The 9665-nt window shown below is 38.0% G+C and carries 10 protein-coding genes and 2 tRNA genes; 9 read left to right on the top strand and 3 right to left on the bottom strand.

Annotated elements, in window-relative coordinates; translation table 11 throughout:
- The first annotated feature begins 79 nt into the window (after window positions 1–79).
- From IBX40_08050 to IBX40_08030, 5 genes are all read left to right on the top strand, one after another.
- Window positions 80–508: a PAS domain S-box protein gene (locus IBX40_08050; GenBank protein MBE0524266.1), complete on the top strand. Its 429-nt coding sequence runs from the start codon at window positions 80–82 to the stop codon at window positions 506–508.
- 34 nt (window positions 509–542) lie between these two features.
- Window positions 543–863, top strand: coding sequence for a YggU family protein (locus tag IBX40_08045; protein MBE0524265.1), 321 nt, complete (start codon window positions 543–545; stop codon window positions 861–863).
- Between the two features lie 35 nt (window positions 864–898).
- On the top strand, window positions 899–1309 hold the full coding sequence (locus IBX40_08040) for a DNA primase (GenBank protein MBE0524264.1): 411 nt from the start codon (window positions 899–901) through the stop codon (window positions 1307–1309).
- Between the two features lie 509 nt (window positions 1310–1818).
- The gene (locus IBX40_08035; GenBank protein MBE0524263.1) at window positions 1819–3072 is read left to right on the top strand and encodes a DNA primase; all 1254 of its coding nucleotides are present in this window, start codon (window positions 1819–1821) and stop codon (window positions 3070–3072) included.
- Between the two features lie 5 nt (window positions 3073–3077).
- The gene (locus IBX40_08030) at window positions 3078–4448 is read left to right on the top strand and encodes a DHH family phosphoesterase (GenBank protein ID MBE0524262.1); all 1371 of its coding nucleotides are present in this window, start codon (window positions 3078–3080) and stop codon (window positions 4446–4448) included.
- Between the two features lie 30 nt (window positions 4449–4478).
- Here the strand turns inward: IBX40_08030 and IBX40_08025 are convergent, their stop codons facing one another.
- Entirely contained in the window at window positions 4479–5246 is a 768-nt protein-coding gene (locus tag IBX40_08025) for a DUF128 domain-containing protein (GenBank protein ID MBE0524261.1), read from the bottom strand.
- A 104-nt stretch (window positions 5247–5350) separates the two neighbouring features.
- Between IBX40_08025 and IBX40_08020 the strand changes: the two genes are divergently transcribed.
- On the top strand, window positions 5351–6445 hold the full coding sequence (locus IBX40_08020; protein ID MBE0524260.1) for a hypothetical protein: 1095 nt from the start codon (window positions 5351–5353) through the stop codon (window positions 6443–6445).
- A 4-nt stretch (window positions 6446–6449) separates the two neighbouring features.
- On the opposite strand, the gene IBX40_08015 is transcribed toward IBX40_08020, so the two are convergent.
- Window positions 6450–7058, bottom strand: a complete 609-nt coding sequence (locus IBX40_08015) for an undecaprenyl diphosphate synthase family protein (protein ID MBE0524259.1) — start codon at window positions 7056–7058, stop codon at window positions 6450–6452.
- A gap of 316 nt (window positions 7059–7374) precedes the next feature.
- Here IBX40_08015 and IBX40_08010 point away from each other — a divergent pair, with 316 nt between their 5' ends.
- Window positions 7375–8520: a TIGR00297 family protein gene (locus IBX40_08010; protein ID MBE0524258.1), complete on the top strand. Its 1146-nt coding sequence runs from the start codon at window positions 7375–7377 to the stop codon at window positions 8518–8520.
- A tRNA-Arg gene (locus tag IBX40_08005) sits at window positions 8511–8585 on the top strand. Before IBX40_08010 ends, IBX40_08005 begins: the two co-directional genes overlap by 10 nt.
- A 47-nt stretch (window positions 8586–8632) precedes the next feature.
- On the opposite strand, the gene IBX40_08000 is transcribed toward IBX40_08005, so the two are convergent.
- Complete coding sequence (locus IBX40_08000; GenBank protein MBE0524257.1) at window positions 8633–8920, bottom strand: non-histone chromosomal MC1 family protein; 288 nt, start codon at window positions 8918–8920, stop codon at window positions 8633–8635.
- A gap of 323 nt (window positions 8921–9243) precedes the next feature.
- Here IBX40_08000 and IBX40_07995 point away from each other — a divergent pair.
- Window positions 9244–9318: transfer RNA gene (locus IBX40_07995), tRNA-Glu, on the top strand.
- Window positions 9319–9665: the final 347 nt, after the last annotated feature.

The raw sequence follows: 9665 nt of genomic DNA, 5'->3' as shown, positions 1-9665 counted from the left end.
GGATATTTTTGATCGATTTTTTGTGCCCCAAATCTATACTGGTCCCAAAATGTTTCTGGAATTCAATTTGAGACCAATAATGGAAAATGGGAAGCCCGTTGCTGTACATGGAATTGCCAGAAATGTGAATAAGAGACTGCAGGCAGAAAAGAATATGTTGATATTCTCTAAAGCTTTCAATCTGGCTACAGACGGAATTGATATCTCGGACTCTGATCACAAGATCAGTTTTATTAATGAATCTGGTGCTAAATTATTCGGATATAGCCGGAGAGAATTACTCGGGCAACCTGCAAATATTTCCTATGCTGAAGAAGATCTGCCAAATCTTGAAGAAAATGTCATCCCTGCAATGGAAAAATATGGTTACTGGAATGGTCTGATCCTGGGGAGAAAAAAAGATGGATCGGTTATCCCCATAGAAGTATCTCTTTCATCTGTTATGGACCAAATTGGAAAACCACTGGTAAATATTGGCGTATTTCGTGAATTTAAATCAAATCTTTAAAATACCTGATATTATATTTGATATTGTGATATAATTGCCTTTTTCAGATGCGTTGAGGGAATCGTCCAATGGTGTGATTATTGATCTGGAAGTAACTCCCGGGTCCAGGATTGTGCAGGTGCCCAGCGGCTACAATTCCTGGAGAAAGCGCATCGAGGTTAAACTTACCCAGGCGGCTCAAAAGGGAAAGGCAAACCAGCAATTGGCCGAAAAACTATCTGAAATTTTTGGAATTGGAACATCTGATATTACTGTAGTCTCAGGCCAGACAAGCCATAAGAAGGCCGTACATGTCAGGGGAATGAGTGTTAAGCAGGTTATCGTTATATTAACTCCCCTTATAGAAAATGATTAAATTAGATTGATATATCTAAACCCAAGGTGTTTTTATTGAATGATCTGGAACAGTTGGAAAAACTTGAAGAGTTGATACTGCAACTTCAAAACCAGTCAAACGAAGGGAATGTCATAATAGTAGAAGGCCAAAGAGATCGCAGAGCCTTAAGGGAATTAGGGATTACAGGCCCCATTGAACTCGGTACTAAAAAGTCGTTATTGCTGTTTTGTGAAGAATTGGCCAGAAAGTATCGAAAAGCAATTATTTTGACTGACTGGGACAGAACCGGGAACAGACTGGCAGAGCTTATGGAGCAGTATTTGAAGGCCGCAAGTGTGAAGGTAAACACAGATATCCGTGAAAAAATACAGAATCTGGTCAAAAAAAGGATAAAAGATGTGGAAAGTCTGAATACCCATATTTCAAACCTTAAAAAGGAATTGAAACCACTTAATAGTCTATGAATGAACATGACAATTACACTTACAACCAAAACTTTAATATTCTATCTCACTAATATAAAAGCATAAATCACATTGTTCATGCAAATGATTATATGTGATAGGTATAACAATCAGTAATATAAATAATTCAAATACAAATTAATAAAAATTGTTAGAAAATCATATACATTCCAATATTCACCAAAAATGTGCAAAAAGTAAAAGATAAAAAAAGTAAAATTCACGGATATTTCAAGGGATGTTCATCAAAAAAAAAGGTGCTAAGCCATTTGAATGGTTTTAAATCCATTAGCTTTGATAATAATGATTACATTAATCGGGAAGATTATTGTTAGGAGATATGATTAATTGATAAAGCATGTCCAAAAGAACTGAAGATTAACATGACTTAGTAACATTGGATAATAATAAAAATCAATTTAATTGGAAATAAAAATCAATTTAATTATATCTTTAAAAATTCCATTTTCTAACTTTTTTTATAAAACATACTATAGAGGTGTAATTATATGCAAAATACAGATACTACTAAGTATATCATCCATTCCAGAATAAAGGCTGACGGGGTTGTGGAAAGACCAGACGTTGTCGGAGCAATATTCGGTCAGACTGAAGGGTTATTAGGTAATGACCTGGATTTGAGGGACCTTCAAAAGACCGGCAGGATCGGCAGGATAGAAGTAAATATCAAATCAATTAGCGGCAAATCTAACGGAACTATTGACATTCCTTCAAGTCTCGATAAAGCAGAGACTGCCATATTGGCGGCATCTCTGGAAACCATTGACAGGATAGGGCCTTGCATTGCAAATATTGAAATAACAAAAGTCGAGGATATTCGGGCTTCAAAAAGGCAGCATATCGTAAATAGGGCAAAACATATCCTGACTGATATGTTTGACGAAAACGTTCCTGAAAGTCAGGAGATCACCGATGAAGTGAAACAGGCTATCAGGGTCGAAGAGATGACCTATTATGGTAAAGATAATATTCCGGCAGGACCCAATGTAGTGGATTCTGATGCCATTATTGTAGTGGAAGGGCGGGCCGATGTATTGAACCTGCTTAGATATGGGATAAAGAATGCCATTGCTGTAGGTGGAACCAATGTTCCACAGGCTGTTGCTGACTTGTGCAAGAAAAAGAAGGTTACAGCTTTCACTGATGGAGATCGGGGCGGCGAATTGATCATTAAGGAACTGCTTCAGGTAGCAGACATTGATTTCATTGCAAGGGCTCCTGATGGTAAAGGCGTTGAGGAACTGGTTCAAAAGGAGATCGTCAGATCACTGCGCCAGAAGATACCAGTAGAGCAAGCACTGGAAATGTATCAGATAGGTGGAAGACGTGCTCGCAGTACAGCTCAGCCAAAGCGCAGGGAGGAACGGGAAGTTAGACCAAGAATCGTTAAAGCTTCAGTAGCTAAAGCCAGGCCTGTTGAAAGACAACGCCTAAGAAAAGAAGTCACAGATACAATTGCCAACGAGTTCAAGACCCATATGGAAGAATTGAACGGCACTCTGAGTGCCCGGTTACTTGACAATAACAAGAAAGTAATTAAAGAAGTTACGGTCAGGGACCTGGCAAGTTCGATAAAAGATGTGGACAATAATGTCAGATGTGTAGTATTTGATGGTGTAGTAACCCAGCGTCTTGTAGATATTGCCGCTGAAAAGGAGATTACAGATATCATTGGCGCAAAGGTAGGAAATGTTACCAAGATACCTGCAGATTTGAACATAGCTTCCACGAATGAACTATAATATTCATGCATAGGTTAGAAAAAAGAGCGCAGCAATGTGCAAATACCATATTTGATGAACAGGACATCCATGTAGTTTCTCACATCGATGCTGATGGTTTAACCTCAGCAGCAATAATCTGTACAGCTCTTGAACGTGCAGGTAAAGAATACACTGTGGAATTTATCCGCAAACTTGATGAAACTTCATTGGATCGGATAGCAAATTCCAATTATGATGTCACTGTTTTTACCGATCTAGGAAGTGGAATGCTTGACAAGATTACCAATCTGGGGATTAATGCAGTCATTTCTGATCACCACATTCCATCAGGTGATCATCCCAATCATTTAAATCCTCATGTGTTCCAGATAAATGGTGCCTATGAGATAAGCGGTTCAGGTACCACATTTTTACTGGCCAGGGCACTGGGGGACAATGATGACTTATCAGGACTGGCCATTGTAGGTGCAGTAGGGGACCTCCAGCACGTAAAGCACAGCAAGCTCATAGGTATCAACAGCCAGATCGCGGAAATTGGAAGAAAAAATGGGTCGTTATTCTGCCAGAAAGATCTTATGCTTTTTGGAAAACAGACAAGGCCTATCTTCAAGATGATACAATATTCTTCAGATCCATATTTACCTGGCCTTACCGGAAATGAAGATGCATGTATACAATTTCTAAAAAATCAGAAGCTCCATCAACACGGAGAGAAATGGTTACGATGGATCGATGTGACCAGGGAGGAAAAGCAGAGTATAATGTCTGCCCTGATACAATATTCTATTACGGCAGGTATTCCCGGTGAAAAGATACAAAGACTTGTGGGTGAAGTCTATACGCTACAAAAAGAACGGGAAGGTACTGAGACCAGGGATGCATCTGAATATTCGACACTACTGAATGCTACGGCCAGATATGACAGGGCTGATACAGGACTTGCTGTATGTATGGGGGACAGGGGCTCAGAATATGAAAAAGCAACTCAACTTTTAGCAGAGCACAGACGTAATCTTGTAGAGGGTATCAATCTTGTGAAAGAACAGGGACTGGTCAATCTCAACAACCTTCAATATTTTGATGCCGGATCCAATATCAAGGATACAATAGTTGGTATAGTTGCAGGTATGAGTACAAGTATTGTAGGAGATCGTAATCTTCCCATTATAGCTTTTGCCGCTGCCGAAGATGGTGTGAAAGTGTCAAGCAGGGGGAATTACGACCTGGTTCGGAGGGGACTTAACCTTGCTATTGCAATAAATACTGCTTCAACACGTGTTGGAGGTGCGGGCGGCGGACATGATATTGCTGCTGGTGCTACAATCCCAAAAGAAGCAAAATCAGAATTCATTCAAGCACTTGATACAATAATCGGCACACAGCTAAAAAAATGAGGGGCTTAAAATCTTAATTAATTAGACGATCTAGTTTATAGGTGTCATTTCCTTTATGTCCATAAGGGTTGACATGGCATGGGTTTCTATATTATATCCTTGTTCCTGGGCCACTGCCATAGGATTAGTACCACCAATTACAGCTACACCAAAATGATCTCTATCAACAGCCACACCTAAAATATCGGTATTAGGCTCCCCTACTTCCATAATACCACTAAAACCAACAGCTACCATATCATCCAACACTTCTTCTACCACATCCCTTGCAGTAATGGTAATTTCCCTGAGATTGGCAAGTATCTTGCCTGAACCGCTTGTAATCATTTCACTTACCGAGGTTAGGGATTGAGACATAAGAATTTCTAATGGATCGATGGTGGTGCTGTGGTACATAACCAGATCGGTAAAACGGATCGGTTCACCATTTTTAATTTCTACTAATCCTCCGAACCTGGGTTTTACAGGTACACCGTGTTTCAATAACACACCGTCAACTGTGATACTGCAGACCGTAGCAATCCCATGTTTATCTTTTGGTATTTTGTAGGAATCAAATGTCTCACCAGGTTTGAGGATTTTTATTAATGGACTAACTGTTAAACCACTGTACATCACATCGCGGAATATGGGAATTATATCATCCATTTGATCTGTATCTATAAGGGAAATATTAGTAACGATCTTACCAGAATTCGATAAAGGGTCGAATGTTACACCATAAATCAAATCTTCAATACGCGAGACGGTAAATATGATTTGTTCGCCTGGAATCGTTCTAAATGTTGTTTTTGACATAATTATCTTCCTTTTTCGTATGGAGTTAAAATTATTGTATGTAACCTCTTAAAAAGCTGTCTATTATAAAAGAAGTTATAAATAATAAATTTAATAGTAAGGGCATGCTTCCCGCAGTGATAAAAGATTGGATGGTTGCCGAAGAATGGAATAATATGGATGAGGCACTCTATTCGGTTAACAAAATGAAAATATTAAATGGAGCATACTGGTTCTGGCTTATGTCAGATTATGATAACAACAACCCCCGCATGCTCCAGGTACTTATCAGCTGCGGACCTTTTGACTATAAATTGAATAACAAAGTTTTTATCAATAAACAGATCGATGACGAAAGGTTTGATTGTTACTGTGGGGTCTGGCAGTATAATGGCGGTAAATTATCAGATATTGTTCATGACAATTGTACTTGTAAAGTAACAAGCAATGAATTCTCCTGTGTGACTGAATCAGGATATGAAATTTTAATATCAAATTCGTTCCCCCATTATGACATTCTATTAAAAAATGAACACTCTGAGATCACACGATTTAAATCTATCTCTACTAAATTCAATGGGGAATATATGCAGAATCCGCTTGTAAGATATCCTTCATGGATAGCTTTTTCCGAGGATTTTGATGCATATGCCCGAAACAGCAGGGGATTCCAGTATTTTTTAGCCAGTAAGATGAGCGACCTGTTCGGGACATGTAAGGGTGAGTTGTTTGATAGAGATTTTGAGGGAAGTTTTTGGTTAGAGAGAGCGTTTGGTTTCGGTTCAACCCTGCCCTGGAAAATTGTAATGGTGAATTTCAGTGACAAATCCAGGTTATGGTATCGCTATTTCCCTTCAAAGATCCTGAACTACGGAGCTCCCCTGGAATTCATCTTTGATGATATTACAACCAAAAAACGCTACCATTTAAATGAGATGACCTTCCATTATATCGGCCCAAATCAAGGACCTACAAAAAAATTCAGCAATGGCGTAGATACCATATATGTGACAGGAAATGGAGAACCGGGTGAGCGTATTAGCATTATTTCAAAAATTTTGGATCGGCACCTATATCAGTACAGTATTGCAGGATTTAAATTCAATTATAATCAATTGGTACTGGAAATTGAAAAAATTGAATTTGAAGTCGATGGTATGAACTTGATGAAAGATAAGCAAACTACATTGAGTTATGGTGAGGATGCCTATTTCAGCTAATAGATTATTTTCCGAACCTTCTCTGACGCTTCTGGAAATCCCTGATTGCCCTTAAAAAATCAAGTTTTCGAAGCTGGATCCAGCTTACGTCAGTGAAATATATTTCTGAATAAACTGATTGCCAGATCAGGAAATCTGTAAGAAGTTTGCCACCTGAGCGTATCACCAGATCGGGTTCGTCATTGAAAAGAAGATGATTTTCAATAACAGATTCATTTATATCCTCTGGGTTAAGTTCTCTTGAATCCACTTTTTGCATGATATCTTTAAAGGCTTTTGTCAGTTCTTTTTTTCCACCATATCCCATAGACACATTGATAAGCAGTTTGGATTTTTCAGAAGTTTTGATATTTATTATTTCCCCATTAACAGAGAATAGATCAATTGTTGCATAAATATTTCTTAACTTAAGAGTGAGTTGTTCTAAAAGTTCATCGTATACCTTGCTCGATATTGCTGCATCCAGGTCTATCATGCTAACATAGATTGTCAGGATATGGATATTATTTTCCTCACACCATCCAACAAAGTCCATTATCCGATCCAGAGAATCGATTTCAATTAGATCACTCTCTGTAATAATCAATACTATATGCCCTGGAATTGAATCCATATATTTTCGAATAATCCTTCCAAGTCTTTTTTCGTAGAACTTCCAGAAGATTTCCATTGTATATCAGTTATATAGGTTCCATAAATTATTTGCCTTAAAAGGTCATCTCAACCTTTGAATATTTATGCTAGGGAAAAACAATTTGCCACTTGGATATATTATATTTTTCATCTTATTAACATTATTGATACCGTTTATTTCATTACAATATTTTACTATCCTGTTTCTTATATTGATTGTTATCTTTTTTTTTAGTCGGCATCATATAGTTGATTATTATATTTCATTAATGAGTTTTTCAGGTGCGTCATTATTAATGGGGGTAATAATTCTTATTCTGGGTAATGATTTTGAATTCCCAATATATGTTCTTAGTGCTTCCATTGCTATTACTTGTATAGGCAATGTCGCTGCAAGTTACATCCGAACAGAAGTGAACATTGAAGATGAACTGGATGAAAAATTAGTTAATGCCACTTCAAGTATAGCTTTAACAATAATTGGAGCTTTAAGTGCTTTTTTAATTGCTTATTGGACCATTGGATGGATGAATTTCGATGTTGCTCCTAATCAGTTATTTTTTCTGGTATTGATAGGAGCCCTGACGGGAGCTTTACTGGAAGTGATCCCTTCTAAAACAAATAAAAATCTAACAATGATGTTGGGTGCCGGTATGGTAATGTGGCTGTTTGCCAGTTTCGGTTATTATGTGAATTTCATTCACCTTTCGATAGCGTTTATATTCTCACTATTTTTATCATTCCTTGCATACCGCCAGAATATTGCTGATGTATCTGCTATGCTGGCTGCCCTGCTATTGGGGGTACTGATTATTGTGTTTACAAATATCAACTGGTATTTGATCCTTATCTCTTTTTTTCTCCTGGGAGGTGCTTTTACAAGATACAGATATGATTATAAACTTGCAATGGGAGTCGCCCAAAGCAAAGGTGGGTTAAGAAGTTACGAAAACGTATTTAGTAATTCAATAACTGCACTTATTCTTGCAGTGGGATATGGAGTGTATGACGGTTCCAACGTTTTGCTATTTGCTTATTTAGGGGCAGTGGCTACTGCGACCGGAGATACCCTTGCAAGTGAGATCGGAGAAACCTGCAAAGGCAAACCGGTTATGATAACTACATTTGAACCTGTAAGGACTGGGACAGACGGTGGAGTAACAGTGTTAGGGGAATTGGTATGTATCGGGGGGTCTCTGATCACAGGCATACTGGCACTGGCGCTTGGTGTGATTGACCTTGCCCCTTCAGGTATTTCTACCTATATTTTCTGGGTATTTATTGTAGTGCTGGGTGGATTTGCAGGTACCAATTTCGACAGTTTGCTGGGCGCGACCATGCAGCAAAAAGGATGGTTGTCAAATAGCGGTGTAAATTTAGTGGCCACAATGGGCGGTGCTTTTATATCCGGAGCTGTTTATTATCTGGCAATGGGCATGTAGTGTAGAGGATATCACTCAAGCCTCCGGAGCCTGGAACCTGGGTTCAATTCCCAGCATGCCCGCCAAAGAATATATTTTTTAAAAGAAAAAAAGAAGCCCTTTTCAGGGCTGTTTAAACTTTATCTACTTTTTCGATCTTGACCTTTCTTACATTAGGCTTTTTGATCTTTTCAGGCATCCAGCTGGGTTTGTTCTTGGGAGCAGCTACTTCTTCTCTCCATCCTTCATATACATGAAGTTTCTTGGTCCCTCTTTCTCTGAGAATGATTGTCTCAGGTTTCTTTTTGGTACCCTTTCCTCGATTAGCTGCTTTAAGAGCTGCCTGGCGTGGCTGTTTTCCTGTGAAAACACCATGTTCTTTGCCTTTTTTATCCCTTAATACAAAGTTTCTTGTTGTCATAAAAAGTACTCCTTCAGTGGTATTCCTGTTACTGACATTGTTTTTTCGTTATCATATATATACCTTTTTCATTATTCATGTCGAAGCATATTGATTTTTCATTACAAATTATTGTCATATCTTTATTTATATGAAATCATGGTAAGAAAAAACAGCCTACTGTTTGTTGTTTGAAAGTAATTTTATTGATAAATGGTAAATATATATTTTCACCTGTTTTTCTTACCACATCAGATTAAATTCCAATAAGCCAAATTTTATTACATGAGCATCTCTTTATGCAACAAAAAGGTTAAATGCAAATACAAATTATAAGAACCAGCGCTCCGATAGTGTAGCACGGCCAATCATGCAGGACTCTCACTCCTGTGACTGGGGTTCAAATCCCCATCGGAGCACTTTACTTTAATTTCAATTCGCTCAATTTTTTGATTACTTTCACGTTGCTTCCTGTGGGGTTAAGTCATTAGAAGGGAAAGTGATAGAATATGTTGTACGACCACGAAAAGAGTCTTAAAGCAACTGAAGAGATGATTAAGAATTCGGATATTTGCGAGGAAAATAAGCAACTGATTTTTTAGTTTGAGAATTATTGTTTCGCTGAGGGCCTAAGTGTAGCCAGGATTCTAAAACATTTGACTGAACTGAAGATATTAGCTGAAATGTTGAATAATGATTTCAAAAACATTACTAAGCAAGAAATAATGATGCTGGTGGGCCATATTGAGCGTTCGAAAAGAGCTGA

This window comes from Methanosarcinales archaeon (assembly GCA_014859725.1).
Classification (GTDB): Archaea; Halobacteriota; Methanosarcinia; order Methanosarcinales; family Methanocomedenaceae; genus Kmv04.
Note: the sequence above shows the minus strand (reverse complement) of the source record. Positions and strands in the feature narration are given on the sequence as shown.

Excerpts from the sequence above, each read along its gene's own strand:
- IBX40_08050 (MBE0524266.1), top strand. The coding sequence starts at position 80 with ATGGAAAATGGGAAGCCCGTTGCTGTACATGGAATTGCCAGAAATGTG.
- IBX40_08035 (MBE0524263.1), top strand. The coding sequence starts at position 1,819 with ATGCAAAATACAGATACTACTAAGTATATCATCCATTCCAGAATAAAG.
- IBX40_08030 (MBE0524262.1), top strand. The coding sequence starts at position 3,078 with ATGCATAGGTTAGAAAAAAGAGCGCAGCAATGTGCAAATACCATATTT.
- IBX40_08025 (MBE0524261.1), bottom strand. The coding sequence starts at position 5,246 with ATGTCAAAAACAACATTTAGAACGATTCCAGGCGAACAAATCATATTT.
- IBX40_08020 (MBE0524260.1), top strand. The coding sequence starts at position 5,351 with ATGCTTCCCGCAGTGATAAAAGATTGGATGGTTGCCGAAGAATGGAAT.
- IBX40_08015 (MBE0524259.1), bottom strand. The coding sequence starts at position 7,058 with ATGGATTCAATTCCAGGGCATATAGTATTGATTATTACAGAGAGTGAT.
- IBX40_08010 (MBE0524258.1), top strand. The coding sequence starts at position 7,375 with ATGGGGGTAATAATTCTTATTCTGGGTAATGATTTTGAATTCCCAATA.
- IBX40_08000 (MBE0524257.1), bottom strand. The coding sequence starts at position 8,920 with ATGACAACAAGAAACTTTGTATTAAGGGATAAAAAAGGCAAAGAACAT.